This is a genomic window from Patulibacter brassicae (assembly GCF_033949425.1).
GTDB lineage: Bacteria > Actinomycetota > Thermoleophilia > Solirubrobacterales > Solirubrobacteraceae > Patulibacter > Patulibacter brassicae.
In genome coordinates this window covers 1-18,432 of record NZ_JAXAVX010000004.1, presented here as the reverse complement: position 1 = coordinate 18,432, position 18,432 = coordinate 1, and the positions used below count along the sequence as shown (strand labels likewise).

The window sequence follows — 18,432 nt, the reverse complement described above, 5'->3', positions numbered from 1 at the left end:
CCGCCGCCGCTGGTCCGTCGACCGTCGGCCGCGTCCAGGGTCGGCCGGAGCGGCTACGCCAGATCGGCGACGACGTCCGCGAGCGGCTTGCGGATGCCGGTGAGGAACGGCAGCTCCTCGCGCATGTGCGCGCGGGCCTTCGCTCCGCGGAGGTCGCGCATGAGGTCGACGATCCGGGTCAGCTCGTCGGCCTCGAAGGCGAGCAGCCACTCGTAGTCGTTGAGGGCGAACGCGCTGATCGTGTTCGCGCGGACGTCCTTGTAGCCGGCGGCCATCATGCCGTGCTCGCGCAGCATCGACGAGCGCTCCTGCGGGTCGAGCAGGTACCACTCCAGCGACCGCACGAAGGGGTAGACCGAGAGGTACTTCTTCGGGTCCGTGCCCTCGAGGTACGCCGGGATGTGGGCCTTGTTGAACTCGGCCTCGCGGTGGACGCCGATCGAGGTCCACCACGGATCGACCGCCTGCCCGAGGCGGGTCTTCCCGAACCGCACGAGGGCGTCCTGCAGCGCGTCGGCGCTCGGGCCGATGAGCCAGAGCATGAGGTCGGCCTCGGCGCGGAAGCCGACGGTCGAGTAGCTGCCGCGCAGGATCGCCTCGCCGCCGGACAGCGCCTGCTCGGCCTCGGCGGCGATGCCGGGACGACCGTCCGCCGGGACCCGCCGGTGACCACGCGCCGCCTTGAACCCGGCGTACATCGCGTACAGGTTGGTGAAGTCGGTCTGCGTGGTCATCGCCACCCGACGATAGGCGGTTCGAACCACGGTGCGGCGTGCGCCCCACGACGCCTGTGCCGCGCGGATCGCCACGGGTCGCGCCGTGCACGGGCGTCGAGCGCCGCTCGACCGCTCGTGCGCGACCGGCAGGAGGCGACGCGGCGCGCACGCCCCCCGTCGCACCGGCGCGGGGCCGCTCCGGACGCCGCGCGCGGTCGCTCGGCGCTCGGCGCGAAAGGCCGGACGCCCGAGGGGGGACGCCCCGGGCGGGAGGTCGGACGCCCCGGACGGCAGGCCGGACGCCCCAGACGGCAGGCCGGACGCCCCAGACGGCAGGCCGGACGCCCCGGACGGGAGGCCGGACGCCCCGGGCGGAAGGTCGGACGCGCCTGGCGGAAGGTCGGACGCCCCGGGCGGCAGCTCGGACGCCACCCGCATCGCAGGCCCCGGCGCGCCGGTCAGGCGCGGCCGGCGAGGGCGTCGTAGAGCACCTCGATCGACTGCTCGAGCTGCTCGATCGTGGCGTCCTCGACGCGGGCGATGCCGATCCGCCCGTTGAGCCAGGCGTTGATCTCGCGGTGCGAGGCGCGCCGCGTGCGGCCCAGCTCGGCCACGAGCCGATGGCGCTCGTCGCGGAGCTTCTGGCGCCGCTGCCACAGCGGGACCTCCTGCGTGGCGGCCGGCGCGCCGCCCGCGGCCGCCGGGGCCGCACCGGGCACCGGCCCACCGGCCGTGCCCACGGGCGAGATCGGCGTGCCGAGGCTCGCGCTGCCGTCGGCGACCGGCGTCGCCCCGCCGAAGAGGTCCAGCTGGGCCGCCGGGGCCATGTCGGCCTCGAGCGCCTGCCAGTCGGGCTTGAGCAGCTCGTCCTCGACCGCGTTGGCCTGCTGGAGCGCCTGGTCGTCGAGCAGCGGCGCGTCGGGGTCGATCTCGCCCTTGCGTCGCAGGAGCGGCACGAGCTCCCGGTCGACGGCCGCGGCGTGGGCGCGCAGCGTCGGCTCGGCGGGCAGGTAGAGCCACGAGCCCTCGATCGGGCGGCCCGGCACCGTGCGGACGAACCGCCCGACGATCTGGCGGAAGATCATCGCCGTCTTGGCCGTCGTGGCGTAGACGCCGACGCGCAGGCGCGGGATGTCGACGCCCTCGCTGACCATGTTCACCGCCACGATCCACGGCGCGCTCGAGTCGGTGAACTCCGCCAGCCGGCGATGCGCCTGCGCGTCGGTGTGCAGCACGACGACGGGCGGCGACCCGGTCAGGCGGTGCAGGACGGCGGCCACCGCGCGGGCGTGGTCGGAGTCGGCCGAGACGACCAGGCCGCCCGCGTCGGGATGGTCGGTCTCGCGCAGGCCGGTCAGCCGGCGGTGGGCCTCACCGAGGATCTTCGGCAGCGCCCCCTCGAGCTCGGCCGAGATCGCCGTCCGGTACCGCTTCGCCCGCTGGTCCGAGGCGACGTCGTCGGCGAACGAGCCCTCGACCGTCTCCTCCCCGACCCGCCACGACATCGCGCCGTCGAACGGGATGAACGTCACCGGCCGGCAGACCCGGTCGCGCACCGCGTCGGCGTAGCCGTAGGCGTAGTCGGGCTGCGCGACGCCGTCGCTGTCGTAGTCGACCCCCGGGATCGGCGAGGCGTCCGAGCGGAACGGCGTGCCGGACAGCAGCAGCCAGCGACGCGCCCGGCCGAGCGCGAGCTGAAACCCCTGGCCCCACGCGAGCTCCTCGCCGAGGTGGTGCGCCTCGTCGGCGATGACGAGCGTCGACTCCCGGCACTGGGACGCCCATCGCTCCGCCGACTGCGCGACGCGCGCGTAGGTCACCGCGACCCCGTGGAAGCCGGCCGGCGGGTCGAGCTCCGGGGCGTCGGGCGCGAGGTTCACGCCGAGCCGGGCGGCCGCGGCGGCCCACTGGCGCGTCAGCGGCGCTGTCGGGCAGACGAGCGCGATCCGGTCGGCCTCGCGCGCGTAGAGCAGGCGCACGGCGTGCTCGAGCGCCGGCCGGGTCTTGCCCGCGCCCGGGGCCGCGGCCACGAGGAACGTGCCGCGCTGCCACTGCGCCATCCGCTCGAGGGCCTGGACCTGCCAGGGACGGAGTTCGGGGACGTTCGACGGGGCGCTCACGCGGACGAAGAGGGTGCCAGGTCGAGCGCCGGCGTTCCGTGACCGGAGCGACACCGAGCCGGTGCGCGGGCCCGGTGCACCGGCGCCGCACGGCACCGCCGCGGCACTCGACGAGGGGCGGATGTTGCGGGTCCCGGCGGACGGACTCGCGAAGCTCCTGCAAAGCGCGTGGACGGGGCGACGACCGAGCCGGGCGGCGGCCGGCCGGGTCCTTCGCGGCCCCGGTCGCGCGACGGTCGCGCGGGCGTCCCACCGGATGAGCTCGAGGCGCGCGGACGCTAGGGTGGCGCCATGGTCGCCGTCATCGTCATCGTGGTGCTCGTCGCGCTCGGCGCGGCGATCGGCATCTGGTGGTCCAAGCGCGACCGCGCGGGCGCCGGCTCGTCGGCGATCGCCGCGCCGGTCGACCCGCTGGCCGAGGGGCCGGGCGGGCCGCTGGACGGGCTCGGGATCGGCGCGGTGGTCAGCCACCAGGGCCACGACTACGTCGTCCGTGGGCAGATCCGCTTCGACGAGGACGGCTACGTCTGGACGGAGTACCACCTCGACACCGGCACGGACGGCGAGGCGGGGCGCGCCTGGCTGTCGGTCGACGTGAGCGACGGCACCGACGTCGCGTTCTGGCGCCCGGCCGACGACGCCGGCGAGCTCGAGCCGTCCGGCCCGGTCACCTACGCCGGACGGACCTACAAGAAGGTCGAGTCCGGCGCGGCGCGCTTCACCGCCTCCGGCACCACCGGCGTCCCGGACGCCGGGAAGGCCTGGTACGTCGACTACCAGGCCGAGGGCGGCCGGCGCCTGGGCTTCGAGCGCTGGTCGAGCGAGGGGTCGTGGGAGGTCTCCGTCGGCGAGACGGTGCCCGTCCACCTGCTGGAGATCTACCCCGCCGGGCGCACGAGCGCCGGCGCCTGAGCGATGCCCGACGCGCCGACCGATCCCCTGACGGCCGCCGAGCGGGCGCTCGACGCCGCCCGCGGCGCCGTCGGCTCCGCCGTGACCGCCCGCGCGCAGGCGCTGTCCGAGGCGGCCCGGCTGCGCGAGCGCGCCCAGGCCGGCGGCGCGCTGGCCGAGCTCGACGCCACCGCCGCGGCGCGCGCGGCCGAGGCCGACCGGCTCGAGCAGCGGATCGAGCAGCTGCGCGACCTGGCACGCCGCGCCGAGGTCGCCGTCGAGGCCCTGCGGGCCGATCGTCCCGGCGCCGCGCCGGCCGACGGGGCCGACGCCCCGGCCGCCGACGACGAGCGACCCGCCGCCTGATCCGTGCGTCGACGGCTCGAGATCCCGTTCCGCGACGCCGCGGCCGACGACCTCGCCTGGTCGTTGCGCGCCGGGGACGCCGCGCGCCCACCGGCCGTCCCGGACGCACTGGCGCGGCTCGACGTCCCCCTCGGCGACCGCGTCCTGCGGCTCGAGGTCCTCGGCGCGTCGCACGCCGCCACGCTCGTCGCGCCGGCCCGCGCGCTCGTCGAGGTCGTCGCCTGCGGGGCCCCCGAGGGCCGCGCGCTGCCCGACGCCCCCGGCACCGTCGAGCTCGACGGACTGCGCTACGCGTTCGACGCGACGGTCGAGCGGACGACGGCCGACGAGGTCCGCGCGCTCGCCGGCCGGCTCGCGCACGAGCTCGACGCCGACCCGCACGCGCTCGTCGCCGAGTTCCCCGGCCTCCCCGGGGCGGTCACCGCGCTGCGGGCCACGCCCGAGGGCGACGTGCTGCGCTGGCGGACCTGGCACCTGTACCCCGAGCGCGGCGAGATCGTGCGCACGGACAGCGCCGTCACGGCGCTCGTGGAGGCGATCGCGTGAAGCTCTCCTGCACCGGCCTGCTCGGGATCCTCGTCACGGTCGTCGCGGCGATCCTCCTCATCGGGGGCCTCTCGTCCTGCGGCTCGTCCGTGAAGGGCTACGTGAAGGACCACTACGACCGCGTCGGCACGCGCAACGGCGCCGAGCTCTACCGCTCGAAGGACCGCGTCGACCAGGTCGTGAAGGACATCACCGGCAGGTGGAAGCCGGCCGACCGGATCACCGACCCGGGCGGCGTCTTCCTGCGCTACCGCGACACGTTCGTCGCGGTGCGGCCGCGCACCGCCGGGGGCACCGACATCGAGGTCGACGACCCCGACCGCGCCTACGCCCACTGGTACCCCTTCATCGGCGGCTGGTTCGGCACGTACTCCGGCCGCGGTGAGGGCTTCCGCGGCGGCGGGCCCGGGAGCGGCAAGTGAACCGCGCCGCCCACCCTCGCCCCGCGCTCGCGATCCTCCTGCTGCTCGCCCTCGCGGCCGTGGCGATGCTGCCGCTCCCCGCCGGCGCGCAGACCACGCCGACGACCGCGCAGCCCGAGGTCACCGCCGCCCAGGCCGGCGCGGGCGTCCTGCTGAGCGCCGAGGACCGGGTCGAGCTCGCCCAGGCGCTCGCCGAGGCGACCGAGGAGTCCGAGATCTGCTTCGGCTACCTCGCGCGGCTGAACGACGCCGGCGCGGTCCGCCAGGACGCCGTCTCGAGCCTCGGACCGAACCAGCGGGTGACGACGAACGACCCGCGCTGCCCGAAGGGCGGCGTCGAGCTGCAGGTCGACGTCGAGTACACCTGCGGCTCCTGCGAGAGCGACGACCGCGCGTCCTGGGGCGTCGTCTCGAACGTCGGCGGCGTCTCGTCGAGCACGATCCGGCAACGGCTCGAGGCGCTCACCGGCCTCGGCAAGGGCGACCTGCTGGGCGACAAGGACGACCAGGCGCTGCGCAACGCGACCGCGGCGCTGCCGCTCGCGGTCAGCGGCGCGACGGTCGAGCCGGCCGAGCCGTCGAACGCGGCGGCCGCGCCGAACGGCGACCGCGTCACCGGCTCCCCCGGCTCGGACTGGGTGCGCGAGAACGGCCTGATGACCGGGATCGGCGCGCTGCTGCTGCTCGTCGGCCTCGGCCTGCTCGTCGCCTGGTGGATCAGCACCGCCGGGAAGCGCCGCATCGCACGGCTGCGCGGCGACGAGCCGCACCGCCCCGACTCCTCCTCCAACGACCCCGCGAGCTCCTGATGTCCGACACGCTCTCCGACCTCGTCAACGGCATCGGCGCCGGCGCCGCGTACTCCGCGGTCGGGCTCCTCGTCCTGATCGCGGGCTTCGCGGTCCTCGACCTCGCGACCCCCGGGAACCTCCGCGACCAGATCTGGAAGGACCGCAACCGCGACCTCACCGCGGTCGCCGCCTCGGGGCTCTTCGCGAACGCGACGACGATCGTCGTCGCGATCCTCTCCAGCAACGACGAGCTGGAGAAGGGTCTCGTCGACGCCGCCGGCTACGGCCTGCTCGGCGTCCTGCTCATCGGGATCGTCTTCAAGGTCGTCGACTGGCTGACGCCCGGGGACCTCGGCGCGATGGTCGCCCACGACGACCATCATCCGGCGGTGTGGATCACCGTCGTCAGCCACATCGCGGTCGGCGCGATCGTCGCGGCCTCGATCTCGTGACGGCCGGGCCGGCGGCGCGATGAGGCGCGGCCGCCGCGCCCTGCTGCTCGTCGCCGCGGGCGCCTGCGCCGCCTGCGCGCTCGTCTACGAGCTCGCGCTCGTCGCGCTCGGCGGCGTCCTGATCGGCTCGTCGATCACGCAGACGTCGCTCGTCATCTCGCTCTTCGTCTTCGCCCTCGGGCTCGGCGCGCTGGCCGCCAAGCCGCTGCTCGGTCGTCCCCTGCCGGCGTTCGTCGTCGTGGAGACCGGCGTGGCGGTCGTCGGCGGCTTCTCCGTGCTCGCCTGCTACGCGGCGTTCGCCTACACCGGCGTCTACACGCCGGCGGTCGTCGTCGTGTCGCTGCTGTGCGGGGCGCTCGTCGGCGCGGAGCTGCCGCTGCTCATGGAGCTCCTGCAGCGGATCCGGCGTCAGGCCGCCGCGCGGGCGATGGCCGACCTCACCGCCGCCGACTACGTCGGGGCGCTGCTGGGCGGCCTGTCGTTCCCGTTCGTCCTGCTGCCGCTGCTGGGCCAGCTGCGCGGCGCGCTCGCCGCCGGGCTCGTGAACCTCGCGTGCGCGGCGCTCATCGTCCTCGTCGTGTTCGGGCCGTCGCTGACGCGCCGGGCGCGGGCCGGCGCGGTGGCGGTGCTCGCGGCGGGGACGATCGCGGTCGGCGGCGGCCTGGCGTACGCGGACCGGTTCGAGGTCTCCGCGCGCCAGCAGCTCTACGACGACCCGATCGTGCTGAGCGAGCGGACGCCGTACCAGGAGATCGACATCACCGAGAGCCTGACGCTCGGTGGCGCGAAGGACGTGCGCCTGTTCCTCAACGGCGACCTCCAGCTGTCCAGCCGCGACGAGTACCGCTACCACGAGTCCCTCGTGCACCCCGCGCTCGGCGCGTGGAGCGCCGCGCACGCGGACGCCGCCGGTCCGCGGCGGGTGCTCGTGCTCGGCGGCGGGGACGGGATGGCCGTCCGCGAGGTCCTGCGCCGGCCCGGCGTGGCGCACGTGCGGCTCGTCGACCTCGACCCCGAGATGACGCGCCTGGCGCGCGAGGACCCGCGGCTGCGGGAGATGAACCGCGGGTCGCTGCGCGACCGCCGGGTGACGGTGACGAACGCCGACGCGTTCGGCTGGGTCCGGCGGCTGTCGGGTCCCGACGCGCGCTCCTACGACGTCGTGATCGTCGACTTCCCCGACCCCGACGACCTCGGCCTCGCCCGGCTGTACACGGCCGAGATCTACGGGATGATCCGCACCCGCGCGCTGGCGCCGGGCGGCGTGATGGCGGTGCAGTCCGGCTCCCCGTACTTCGCCCCCGACGCGTTCTGGTCCGTCGGCGCGACGCTGCGCCTGGCCGGCTGGCGCGGTCGGCCGTACCACGTCGACGTGCCGACCTTCGGCGACTGGGGCTTCTGGCTCGCGACCCCCGCGGCCGCCGGCCGCGGAGCGCCGCCGCTGACGCTCGCCGGCGCTCCGCGCGACCTGCGGTTCCTGAGCGCCGACGTCCTGCGCGCGGCCGCCGCGTTCCCGCCGGACCGCGGCCCGCGGAAGGTCCGGGCCACGACGCTCGACCGGCCCGCGATCCTCGACTACACGCGCCGCGGCTGGTCGGACTACTAGCGCATTCACCCCCCCCCCGGCCCCCCGAGGTCCTCGGCGGACGATCGTGCGTGCCTGCGGTGCTGGCCGACGACGTCGCCCGCGAACGGCGCAGCATCCGCGGTCCGTCGCCCATGCCGGAGCGCGTCGCCATCGCTGCGCCCGGCTCCCGGGCCCGCCGCCTATGCTCGACGGCGATGCTGCTCGGGATCGTCGTGACCCTGCTGACCGTGGCGGCGCTCGCGAGCTTCCTCCTCGCGCTGCGCCGCTCCGCGACCGCTCCGCAGCACGGTGCGCTGCCGGTCGATCACCGGCCCGACCAGCTCGAGCGGCTCGCCGTCGGCGCCCTCGTCGACCACGACGACCGCACGTGGACGGTCCGCGGCGTCCAGCGGATCGACGCCGGCTGGACGGCCTGGCACCTCGAGGACAAGGCGCAGCGCGCGCTGCTGGCGATCGACGAGGCCAGCGCCCGCCGGCCCGCTGCTGGGGGCCACACGAGCGCGGGCCCCACCACGACGGAGGCCGCCACGGGCCCGGACGCGGGCGATGCGGGCGCGGACGACGCCGGCGCAGGTCGCGAGGTCGTCTTCTCCGTCGGCGCCGAGCGCGTCGCCGACCTCGACCCGGAGGTCGCCCCGCTGCACTGGCGCGACCTCGACTGGCGCCCGGTCCCCGAGCGGGACCACGCCGTGGCCGCTGCCACCGGCGAGGGCGAGCGCGCCCTCTGGAAGTCCGAGGAGGCTGTGCCCGCCACCGCCTCGGTCGAGCGCCGCTCGTTCGCGAACCCGCACCTCGCCCGCCGCCGCCTGACGTTCCTGCGCGAGGACGGCGGCGCCTGGGCGGTCTGGATCGGTGACGTCGTCCCGGCGACGACGATCGAGGTCAGCCCACCGCGGCCGGTCGCGGCGACGGACGCCTGACGACGGCCGGCCCTCCCGGCGGCCGCGGTCCCGGACGCCGGCGAGCCCGACACCCTCCCGCGGTCGCCCGTCGAGGATCACCCAGCGCGGCGACGCGCGTTGGCGCCCGCTCAGCCCTCGAAGACGTCGCCCGCGCCGACGATCGCCTCGACCTCGACCTCGACGAGCAGGTCGGGCTCGACGAGCGCCGAGACGCCGAGGGTCGAGATGACCGGCCGGACGCTGCGCAGGGTCTCGTTGAGGACGCCGAGCACCGCGTCGCCGTTCGTCGGCAGGTCGACGACGAAGAGCCGGACGCGGATCGTGTCCTCCAGCTGCGCACCGGCGTGCTCGAGGGCGGTCCGGATCGTCTCGAAGACCCGGCGGGCCTGCTCGGCGGGGTCGGACGGCACCGGCTCGTCGGCGTCGCGGGCGGCGGTCGTGCCCGACACGAGCACCCGGTCGCCGACGCGGATCGCCCGTGAGTAGCCGAGCGCCGTCTCCCACGGCCCGCCGGAGTGGATGCGCTGAACGCGGTCCTGATCGCGGCTCATCTGCGCTCTGACCCTAGTCCGTGACCGCCGGCCCGCGCGTCGCCGCCGGGATGAGGTCCGCCCCGCGCGCCCCGCCGCGGCGGCGCCCTGCGCGGTCCGCCGCGTGGCCGCCCTGACCCTCGTGCGGCCCCTGCGGGACGGCGGTCCGCGCCCGGCGGCCGGTGCGCGACCCTCGGAGCGCGGGGCGCACGCACCGCATCCCCCATCCGGGCCGCCCGGGGTCCACGCCCCGGTCTCGCACCGACACGCGGCGGCCCGTCTCGCCGCGGGACGGTCGACGGCGTGCGCGGCTAGTGGCGGAAGTGCCGGCGGCCCGTGAGGACCATCGCCGCGCCGGCGGCGTTCGCGGCGTCGATCGAGAGCTCGTCGCGCATCGAGCCGCCCGGCTGGATCACGGCGCGCACGCCGGCGTCGAGGCCGATCTGCAGGCCGTCGGGGAACGGGAAGAACGCGTCGGAGGCCATCGCCGCGCCGGTGAGGTCGAGACCGTGCTCGGTGGCCTTCTCGACGCCGATCCGGGCCGAGTCGACGCGGCTCATCTGGCCGGCGCCGATGCCGACCGTCGCGCCGTCCTTCGCGTAGACGATCGCGTTGCTCTTCACGTGCCGCATGACCCGCCAGGCGAAGAGCAGGTCGCGCCACTGCTCGTCGGTCGGCTGCGCCTCGGTGGCGATCGACATCCCGGCGCGGTCGACGACGACGCCGTCGGCGTCCTGGACGAGGGCGCCGCCGGCGACGGGACGCACGTCGAGCCGCTCCAGGCCGCGCAGCGGGGCGTCGTCGCCCTGCAGCAGCCGGACGTTCGGCTTCTGCGTGAGGATCGACAGCGCGTCCTCGTCGTAGGACGGGGCGAAGAGGACCTCGACGAAGAGCTGCGAGAGCGCCTCGGCCGCGGCCTTGTCGACCGGTCGCGTCAGCGTCACGATGCCCCCGAACGCCGAGACGGGGTCCGACGCCAGCGCGCGCTCGAACGCCTGCAGCGACGAGTCGCCGATCGCCGCGCCGCACGGGTTGTTGTGCTTGACGATCACCGCGGCCGGGTCGTCGGCGAGCTCGCGGGCGATCGCGCGCGAGGCCTCGAGGTCGAGCAGGTTGTTGAACGAGAGCTCCTTGCCGTGGAGCTGGTGCACGCCCGACAGGAGGTGCGCGCGCGAGCCGGCGCGGCGGTAGTACGCGGCGCGCTGGTGCGGGTTCTCGCCGTAGCGGAGGTCGCGGTCCTTCACGTAGCCGCGGGAGAACGTCGGCGGGAAGCCGGGCAGCGCGGTGCCGTCCTCGGCGGTGTCCGTCCCGCCGAACGCCTCCTGCTCCTGGAGGAAGCCGCTGATCGCCGCGTCGTAGCGCGCGGTCGTCGCGTACGCCTGCAGCGCGAGGGTGCGCCGCGTGTCGAGCCCGAGCGAGCCGTCGCCGGACGCGCGCAGCTCCTCGATCACGGCGCCGTACTGCGCGGGATCGGTGAGGATCGTCGCGTACGCGTGGTTCTTCGCGGCGGCGCGGATGAGCGAGGGGCCGCCGATGTCGATGTTCTCGATCGCCTCGGCGAGGGTCACGCCCTCACGGGCGATCGTGTCCTCGAAGGGGTAGAGGTTCACGACGACGAGGTCGATCCAGCCGATCTCGTGCTCGGTCGCCGCGGCGGCGTGCGCGTCGAGGTCGCGGACGCCGAGGATCCCGGCGAAGAGCCGCGGGTGCAGCGTCTTCACCCGGCCGTCCATCATCTCCGGGAACCCGGTCACGTCGTCGACGGCGACGACGGGCAGCCCCGCGTCGGCGATCACCTTCGCCGTGCCGCCGGTCGACACGAGCTCGGCGCCCTGCTCGTGCAGCGCGGTCGCCAGCTCGGCCAGGCCGGTCTTGTCGGACACCGACAGCAGCGCCCGACGGACGGGGACGCGGTCGGGCGGGGTGATGTCGAGCGGATCCAGCATGGCGCGCACGAGGATACGTCCCGCCCCACCGCCGCGGCTCGCGGGTCGGACGCCGCGTCCGATCGCGCGGCGCGCGCTCCCGAGGCTGGGCGTCGACCGCACGGGATCGGACGGCCGGCCGCCGGGCGGCGGACACGACGCGCGCCACCCGGGCCGGGGCCTATCCTCCGGCCCTCCGGTCCCCCGACCGCGGCGAACCGGCGCCGCCCCGAACAGGAGAACCATGGTCCCCCACGCACGCCTGCTCGTGCTCCCGCTGCTGCTCACCGGCACCATCGCGCTGACCGCCTGCGGCAGCTCCGACGAGGACAAGGTCAAGGACAAGGCCGAGCAGCTCCAGAAGGACATCCAGAGCGGGAAGCTCACGCCGGAGGAGATCGCCGAGCGCAGCAAGGAGCTGCTGAACGACCCGGCCGTGAAGGAGCAGGTGGAGAAGGCGACCGAGCAGCTGAAGAACGCCTCGCCCGACGAGGTCCAGAAGCAGCTGAAGGAGTCCGGCGTCGACGCCGAGGAGCTCGAGCGCAAGGCGAAGGAGCTCCGCGAGCAGCTCGGCGACGTCACCGTCCCGACGACACCGTAGCGCGGGGAGACCGGACCGCGGGCCCGCCGACGCCCGGTCCGGTCACCGCCGCCGCGCCCCGCGGCGCGGCGGTCAGCCGTCGATCCGGACGCGCCGCGGCTCGTCCGGGTCGCGGCGCAGCGCCCCGCGGGCCACGAGCCGGACGGCCTCCGGCAGCAACCGGTGCTCGATCGGCTGCAGCGCGGCGTGGACCTGCGCGGCATCGGGCGAGCCGGGCAGCACGACGGCGTCCTGCAGCACGATCGGCCCGGTGTCGACGCCCTCGTCGACGAGGTGCACCGTCACCCCGAAGATCCGCACGCCGTGGTCGACGGCCTGCTCGATCGCCCGGATCCCCGGGAACGCCGGCAGGAGCGACGGATGGACGTTCAGCACCCGGTCGGGGAACGCGCGCAGGAACGCGGGCGTGAGGATCGCCATGTAGCCGGCGAGCACCACGAGCTCGACGTCCCGCGCCACGAGCCACGCCGCGATGGCGGCGTCGCGCTCCTCGCGGGTCTCGTGGGCGGCCCGCGGGAACGCCGCGGTCTCGATCCCCGCCGCCGCGGCGCGTCCCAGCGCCGGGGCGTCGGCCCGGTCGCCGGCGACGGCGACGACCTGCGCCTCGCGGCCGTGGACGGCGTCCAGCAGCGCCTGGAGGTTCGTCCCCTGCCCCGACGCGAGCACCGCGATCCGCAGCGGCATCGTCCTCGGCGTCGGTGCGGCGTCCCCGGTCATGCGGCGCCCGACGATACGCCGCGCGGCCCCGTCCGCGACCCACGGGGTCGCCGCGACCGGGCGCGGTCAGGCGACGTCGCGGAGGTCCAGCTGGCCGTCGTCGACGACCACGAGCGTCGGATAGCGCCCGCCCGAGGTCGCCAGCGCGCCCGCCTCCAGCAGCGCGTCGACGCGGGCGAGCACCTCGCCGTCGCGCAGGTCGGCGAAGCGGCCGTAGGCCGGCAGCCCGTCGTAGCCCTTCTCGACGATCCGCTGCGAGCGGCCCCCGCGCAGGACCTCCACGGCCCGGGTCCGCCCAACCGGCGGGTGCGCGTCGCGCACGACCTCGAGGATCGCCCGGTCTACGGCGCGCCGCTCCTCGCTCGTGAGCGCTCGGGCCCGGGCGCCGCGGCGCGATCGGCCGCCGGTGCCGGCACCGACGGCGCCGTCGGGCTCGGGCAGCAGCAGCGGCACGCACGCGTCGCAGCAGGGCACGACGAGCCGGTCCTCGTCGACGCCCGCCTCGTCGCCGAAGTGCGCGAGCACCTGCTCGCGGCGGCAGGTCTCGCTCTCCACGAGCTGCCAGAGCGCGCGGTACTGCGCCCAGCGCTTCTGCTGTGCCTCGCGCGACAGCGACTGGACCTCGTGCCGGACCCGCGCGTCGTAGTCGCCCAGCAGCCGCCCGCGAAGGCGGTCCGGGGGCCCGGGGGCCGGCTGGACCATCCCCGCCTGCGTCAGGTGGCCGAAGACCGCTCGGGCCGTCTCGCCGTCGGTGCCGAGCTCGCGGACCGCGAGATCGAAGCGGCCCTCGGTGGCCGCCGCGTGGATCGCCCCGGCGATCCGGTCGAGCGTCGGATCGTCGACCTCGGACCGCTCGATGAAGTACCGGTGCAGTCCCTTGTCGCGACCGTCGGCCAGGAGCAGGGCGCGGGCCGGCGCCCCGTCGCGCCCGGCGCGACCGGCCTCCTGGTACCAGGCCTCGACGGAGGGCGGTGCCGAGTCGTGCACGACGGTCCGCACGTCGGACTTGTCGACGCCCATCCCGAACGCGTTCGTCGCGCACACGATCGGGACCTCGCCGCTCATGAACCGGCGCTGCGCCTCGTCGCGCCGCGTGCGGTCGAGGCCGGCGTGGTAGGCGATCGCCTCGACGCCGAGCTGCGCGGAGAGGTCGGCGGCGAGCCGCTCGGCGTTGTCGCGGGTGCCGGCGTAGACGATCGCCGGCAGCGCGTCGTCGGCCCGCAGGGCGGCGAGCAGGCGCCCGCGCCGCTCGACCTGTCCGGCGCAGCGGCGAACGACGAACGAGAGGTTGGGCCGGTCGAAGCCGGTCCGCACGACCACCGGCGTGCGCAGGCGCAGCCGGTGCTGGATGTCGCGCGCCACCTGGGGCGTGGCGGTCGCCGTGGCGGCGAGGATCGAGCGCGCCCCGAGCCACCGCGCCGCGTCCGCGAGGCGGAAGTAGTCCGGGCGGAAGTCGTGGCCCCACTGGCTCACGCAGTGGGCCTCGTCGACGACGAACAGGCCGATCCGCGCGTGGCGGATCCGCTCGAGGAACGCGGCCGAGCCGAACCGCTCCGGCGCGACGTACAGCAGGCGCAGCTCGCCGCGGATCGCGCGGTCGAGCACCTGGTGGTTCGTCGCCGGGTCCTGCTGGCCGGAGAGCATGCCCGCGCGGACCGGCGCCGGCTCGTCGAGGCCGGGATCGTGGTCCCCGGCGACCCGGTGTCGCTCGTGGGCGGCGGCGACCCGCGCGTTGAGCTGGTCGACCTGGTCGCGCATGAGCGACACGAGCGGCGAGACGACGAGCGCGAGCTCCTCGCCGTGCAGCGCCGGCAGCTGGTAGGTCAGCGACTTGCCGGCGCCGGTCGGCATGACGACGAGGGCGTCGCGGCCCTCGACCGCCGCGCGCGCGGCGTCCTCCTGCCCCGGGCGGAACCCGGGATGGCCGAACGTCGTGCGCAGGGTGTCGAGCAGCGGATCGTCGGCCGGCATCCGGCGATCCACGCTACCCCTCCGGGTCGACGACCTGCACGCCGCCCTGCACCGCCGCCCGCGATCCGCGGGCCGACCCCACCGCCGCGGTGTCGATGTCACCGCGGCGACGAGCCGCAGCCTCGCGCTCGCGACCGGCGCCGCGGCATCGCGGCTCGACTAGGCTGGCGCGATGCCGCTCGTCGAGCGGGGCCCCGCCACCGCAGGGCCGGAACCGTCCCCCGTGAGGTCGCGATGACGCCCCCATCCCCGCGCCGCCTCCGTGGTCGCCCCCTGGTCCTCGCCGGGGTGGCGCTCGCGCTCGGCGCCGCACCCGCTGCCCAGGCCTCCTTCGTCGGCGAGGCGACCGACCCCGCCGGCGACGCGACGGCGCCCGAGCCGGGCCGCGACCTCGTCGCCGCGGGCCTCGGCTACGACCGCGCCACCGGCCGGATGCAGGCGCTCGCGCGCCTGCGCGACGCACCCGACGCCGCGGCGCCGACGAGCCTCGTCGGCTACGTCGGCCGCCGGACCGCCGCCGGCTGCGAGGGCCTGCCCACCGCCGGCCTCGTCGGCCTGACGACGGGGCGCGTGACGACGTGGCTGCGGTTCGACGCCGACCCGCGGACCCCGAGCGCGCGCGGCAGCGGCGATCGCCAGGGCTCCGGCACGGCGCTGCAGGGCCTCTCGGCGATCGACCGGCGCCTGCAGGGGATGCGACCCGACTGCGGGCGGGTCGCGCTCGTGGACCCCGACGACGGTGGCCGCGTCTTCGACGAGGCGACCTTCGCCCTCGTGCCGCAGCCGGGCCTCGGCGTCGAGCTCCTGAGCCTCCCGCGCTACGTCGGCCAGCGCCGCGCCCACACCCTGCGGCTGCGGGTCCGCAACCCCGGCGACGCGCCGACCGGCACCGTCCGGCTGCGGCTCGGCGCGATCGCGGGCATGACGGCCAAGCGCGCGCACCGCGTGGCCTCGGTCGCTCCGGGCCGGACCCGGACCGTCCGCGTGACGGTCCGCTTCGGCTCGCGGGCCGCCGGGACGAACCGACTGCGGGTGACGGCCACCGCGGGACGGCTGCGGGCCAGCGCCCAGCGCCCCGTCTACGTGCGCCGCTCGAGCCGCCGCGGGACCGGCGGCGGGTCGGGCGGCGGCGGCAGCTCGTCGACCTGCGTCCAGTTCTTCCCGGGCTTCGGCGGCGACGCCGGCTCGCTGGGCCTCGTGCCCTGCCGCCGCTGACGCGGCGCGGCCCGCGGCCGCCTCGGTGCCGACGTCCGGCCCGGGCTTGGCGAGCTCGCCGGTGCCGGGCGGTCGGCCGGTCAGGCCTTGATCATCGGCAGCTGGTTCTCGAGGGCGAACTTGCCGAGGTGGCCCTCGGTGCCCTCGAGCGGGTAGCGACCGCTGAAGCACGCGTCGCAGTGCGAGGCCTGCTCGCCGTTGATCGCCTCGTAGACGCCCTCGAGCGAGAGGTACGCCACCGAGTCCGCGCCGATGTGCTCGCAGACCTCGGCGATCGTGCGCTCGTGCGCGACCATCTCCTCGCGGGAGGACATGTCGACGCCGTAGTGGCAGGGGTTGCGGATCGGCGGCGCGGTGATCCGGAAGTGGACCTCGCGCGCCCCGGCGTCGCGCAGCATCTTCACGAGCTGGCGGGTCGTGTTGCCCCGGACGATCGAGTCGTCGACGACGACGAGCGACTTGCCGCCGATGACCTCCGGCAGCGGGTTGAACTTCAGCCGCAGGCCGTGCTGGCGCAGCTCGTTGCCCGGCTGGATGAAGGTCCGCTGGACGTAGCGGTTCTTCACGAACCCGTCGTCCATCGGCAAGCCGCTGGCGTTCGCGAACCCTCGCGCGGCGGGGATGCCCGAGTCGGGGACCGGCACGACGAGGTCGGCGCCGGGCGCCGGCGCCTCCCGGGCGAGCAGCTCGCCCATCCGGCCGCGGCTGCGCTGCAGGAGCTGGCCGTTCATCCGCGAGTCGGGGCGGGCGAAGTAGATGTACTCGAAGAGGCAGAACGCCTCGCGCTCGCCGCTGACGACCTGGCGGCTGGTGACGCCGCGCTCGTCGAGGACGACCATCTCGCCGGGCCGGACGTCGCGCACGTACGTCGCCCCGATGATGTCCAGCGCGCAGGTCTCGGACGCCACGACCCACGCGTCCTCGTCGATCCGTCCGAGGACGAGCGGGCGGATGCCCTGCGGGTCCCGGAAGGCGCAGACCTTGTCACGCGCCATGACGACCGTCGAGTACGCCCCGCGCAGGCGGGGGATGCAGGCGGCGATCGCGTCCTCCAGCGACGTGGCCGGGTAGGTGGCCAGCAGCGCGGCCATGATCTCCGAGTCCGTCGTGGCCCGGAAGTGCACGCCCTGCGCGACGAGCTCCGAGTGCAGCTCGACCGCGTTGATGAGGTTGCCGTTGTGGGCGAGGGCGAGCTCGCGCAGGTCGTTGCGATGGACCGGCTGCGAGTTCTCCCACTCGTTGCCGCCGGTCGTCGAGTACCGCGTGTGCCCGACGGCGAGGTCGCCCGCGAGCGCGCGCAGGTCGTGCTCGGCGAAGACCTGGCTCACGAGGCCCAGCGCGCGCTGGGTGATGATGTAGCCGCCGAGGTCGGCCGAGGCGATGCCCGCCGACTCCTGGCCGCGGTGCTGCAGCGCGTAGAGCCCGTAGTAGGCGAACTTCGCGACGTCCCGACCGGGGGCGTAGACGCCGAAGACGCCACACTCGTCGCGCGGGCCGTCGCGGTGGTCCAGTTGTCGTGCGCGCATGAGCGTCCGCCGGGTCGAGGAGCAGGTGTGGCGGGGCGGCGGGAAGGGCGGTTCCCGCAGGGAACGGTAACAGCCGCGTCACCCGGCTCCGCGTGCCCGCGGGCTGGCCGCGGGATGGCTCAGCCGTCGGCGCGCGGCACCCCGACGACCATCCCGATCAGGTCGTTCTCGTCCCCTTGCAGGCGAATCTGCTCGTCCATGTACGTCGCGGCGGCGTCGGTGACGGCCGTCCGCGTGCCGTGCTCGGCGCCGAGGCGCTGGATGAGCCCGGCGTCCTTGCGCGCGTTGCGCGTGGAGAAGGCGACGGCGTAGTCCTCGTCGCGCAGCATCGGCGCCTTGAGCTGCAGGAACGGGCTGTCCAGGGGCCCGCCCTCGAGGGCGGCGAGGAACGTCGCGGGGTCCAGGCCGATCGCGCGGGAGAGCGCGACGCCCTCGGCCGCGCCGGCGCTGACGGCCAGGACGAACCCGTTGACGACGAGCTTCAGCCGGGTCGCCTCGCCACGGCCCCCAGCTCGACGGTGCGCCGGCCGATCGCGTCGAGGACCGGTCGGGCCGCCTCGCGGGCGTCCGCGTCCCCGGCCGCGAGGACGACGAGCGTCCCGGCCTCCGCGGGCTGGCGGGTGCCGGAGACCGGCGCGTCGAGGAACCGCAGTCCGAGTTCGGCCGCCAGCGCGGCGAGCCGGTCGGTCTCCTCCGGCCCGACGGTCGAGAGCTGGATCCAGACCGGCCCCTTCGGCGTCGCGGCGCCGTCCCGGGTGGCGCCGAGCGCCGACGTCAGCGCGTCGTTGGCGGCGTCGGCGCTCGTGCCCGTCCGGCCGACGCGCAGGCCCGGCGCGGCCGCCCGGATCGTCTCCTCGACGCTCGTGGCGTCGAACAGGACGGTGAGGATGAGGTCGGCGCCGTCGACGGCCTCCGCCGCGGTCGCGACGACGTCGATCCCGTCCTGCGCCAGCGGCGCGGCCCGCTCCGGCGTCCGGTTCCAGACGCGGACCGGCAGCCCGGCGCGCGCGGCGTTGCGCGCCATCGCGGCGCCCATGACGCCGGTGCCGAGGACGGCGACGGTGGGCAGCGGGGCGGCGGAGGAGGCCATGCCCCCGAGCGTGGCACGCCGCGCGCCGCGGCGCGCCCGCGCGGCGCGCCGGGCGGGCGCGCC

The 18,432-nt window shown here is 76.0% G+C and carries 19 protein-coding genes; 10 read left to right on the top strand and 9 right to left on the bottom strand.

Annotation, left to right across the window (positions count from 1 at the left end):
* Positions 1–53 precede the first annotated feature (53 nt).
* Positions 54–734 (bottom strand): hydrogen peroxide-dependent heme synthase, encoded by a 681-nt coding sequence (hemQ, locus tag SK069_RS09585; RefSeq protein ID WP_319953997.1) that lies wholly within the window; start codon positions 732–734, stop codon positions 54–56.
* Positions 735–1,174: 440 nt separating this feature from the next.
* Positions 1,175–2,836, bottom strand: coding sequence for a DEAD/DEAH box helicase (locus SK069_RS09580; protein ID WP_319953996.1), 1,662 nt, complete (start codon positions 2,834–2,836; stop codon positions 1,175–1,177).
* 291 nt (positions 2,837–3,127) lie between these two features.
* Between SK069_RS09580 and SK069_RS09575 the strand changes: the two genes are divergently transcribed.
* From SK069_RS09575 to SK069_RS09540, 8 genes are all read left to right on the top strand, one after another.
* Entirely contained in the window at positions 3,128–3,748 is a 621-nt protein-coding gene (locus SK069_RS09575) for a DUF4178 domain-containing protein (protein ID WP_319953995.1), read from the top strand.
* Between the two features lie 3 nt (positions 3,749–3,751).
* Positions 3,752–4,093, top strand: a complete 342-nt coding sequence (locus SK069_RS09570; RefSeq protein WP_319953994.1) for a hypothetical protein — start codon at positions 3,752–3,754, stop codon at positions 4,091–4,093.
* 3 nt (positions 4,094–4,096) lie between these two features.
* On the top strand, positions 4,097–4,639 hold the full coding sequence (locus tag SK069_RS09565; RefSeq protein WP_319953993.1) for a DUF2617 family protein: 543 nt from the start codon (positions 4,097–4,099) through the stop codon (positions 4,637–4,639).
* Complete coding sequence (locus SK069_RS09560; protein WP_319953992.1) at positions 4,636–5,061, top strand: DUF4247 domain-containing protein; 426 nt, start codon at positions 4,636–4,638, stop codon at positions 5,059–5,061. Before SK069_RS09565 ends, SK069_RS09560 begins: the two co-directional genes overlap by 4 nt.
* Positions 5,058–5,870 (top strand): hypothetical protein, encoded by an 813-nt coding sequence (locus SK069_RS09555; protein WP_319953991.1) that lies wholly within the window; start codon positions 5,058–5,060, stop codon positions 5,868–5,870. The genes SK069_RS09560 and SK069_RS09555 overlap by 4 nt, the downstream gene beginning before the upstream one ends.
* On the top strand, positions 5,870–6,304 hold the full coding sequence (locus SK069_RS09550) for a DUF350 domain-containing protein (RefSeq protein ID WP_319953990.1): 435 nt from the start codon (positions 5,870–5,872) through the stop codon (positions 6,302–6,304). The genes SK069_RS09555 and SK069_RS09550 overlap by 1 nt, the downstream gene beginning before the upstream one ends.
* Positions 6,305–6,323: 19 nt before the next feature.
* A complete protein-coding gene (locus SK069_RS09545; RefSeq protein ID WP_319953989.1) occupies positions 6,324–7,910 on the top strand; it encodes a polyamine aminopropyltransferase in 1,587 nt (528 codons plus the stop codon).
* Positions 7,911–8,086: 176 nt separating this feature from the next.
* Positions 8,087–8,812 (top strand): DUF4178 domain-containing protein, encoded by a 726-nt coding sequence (locus SK069_RS09540; RefSeq protein WP_319953988.1) that lies wholly within the window; start codon positions 8,087–8,089, stop codon positions 8,810–8,812.
* Between the two features lie 110 nt (positions 8,813–8,922).
* Here the strand turns inward: SK069_RS09540 and SK069_RS09535 are convergent, their stop codons facing one another.
* Both SK069_RS09535 and purH read right to left on the bottom strand, forming a co-directional pair.
* Positions 8,923–9,345: a Rid family hydrolase gene (locus SK069_RS09535; protein WP_319953987.1), complete on the bottom strand. Its 423-nt coding sequence runs from the start codon at positions 9,343–9,345 to the stop codon at positions 8,923–8,925.
* A gap of 290 nt (positions 9,346–9,635) precedes the next feature.
* Positions 9,636–11,270, bottom strand: a complete 1,635-nt coding sequence (gene purH / locus SK069_RS09530) for a bifunctional phosphoribosylaminoimidazolecarboxamide formyltransferase/IMP cyclohydrolase (protein ID WP_319953986.1) — start codon at positions 11,268–11,270, stop codon at positions 9,636–9,638.
* A 223-nt stretch (positions 11,271–11,493) separates the two neighbouring features.
* On the opposite strand from purH, the gene SK069_RS09525 reads away from it, so the two are divergent.
* Positions 11,494–11,850 (top strand): hypothetical protein, encoded by a 357-nt coding sequence (locus SK069_RS09525; protein ID WP_319953985.1) that lies wholly within the window; start codon positions 11,494–11,496, stop codon positions 11,848–11,850.
* 72 nt (positions 11,851–11,922) lie between these two features.
* Here the strand turns inward: SK069_RS09525 and purN are convergent, their stop codons facing one another.
* Positions 11,923–12,567, bottom strand: coding sequence for a phosphoribosylglycinamide formyltransferase (gene purN, locus SK069_RS09520; RefSeq protein ID WP_319953984.1), 645 nt, complete (start codon positions 12,565–12,567; stop codon positions 11,923–11,925).
* A 66-nt stretch (positions 12,568–12,633) separates the two neighbouring features.
* The gene (locus SK069_RS09515; protein ID WP_319953983.1) at positions 12,634–14,538 is read right to left on the bottom strand and encodes a RecQ family ATP-dependent DNA helicase; all 1,905 of its coding nucleotides are present in this window, start codon (positions 14,536–14,538) and stop codon (positions 12,634–12,636) included.
* Positions 14,539–14,772: 234 nt separating this feature from the next.
* Between SK069_RS09515 and SK069_RS09510 the strand changes: the two genes are divergently transcribed.
* Positions 14,773–15,753 carry a hypothetical protein gene (locus SK069_RS09510; RefSeq protein ID WP_319953982.1) on the top strand — a complete coding sequence of 327 codons (981 nt, stop codon included), beginning with the start codon at positions 14,773–14,775 and terminating at the stop codon, positions 15,751–15,753.
* Positions 15,754–15,833: 80 nt separating this feature from the next.
* Here the strand turns inward: SK069_RS09510 and purF are convergent, their stop codons facing one another.
* The 3 genes from purF to SK069_RS09495 form a co-directional block, all read right to left on the bottom strand.
* Positions 15,834–17,279, bottom strand: coding sequence for an amidophosphoribosyltransferase (purF, locus tag SK069_RS09505; protein WP_319953981.1), 1,446 nt, complete (start codon positions 17,277–17,279; stop codon positions 15,834–15,836).
* 119 nt (positions 17,280–17,398) lie between these two features.
* On the bottom strand, positions 17,399–17,737 hold the full coding sequence (locus SK069_RS09500; RefSeq protein WP_319954306.1) for an NAD-binding protein: 339 nt from the start codon (positions 17,735–17,737) through the stop codon (positions 17,399–17,401).
* Positions 17,738–17,760: 23 nt separating this feature from the next.
* Entirely contained in the window at positions 17,761–18,369 is a 609-nt protein-coding gene (locus SK069_RS09495) for an NAD(P)-binding domain-containing protein (RefSeq protein WP_319953980.1), read from the bottom strand.
* Between the last annotated feature and the right edge of the window lie 63 nt (positions 18,370–18,432).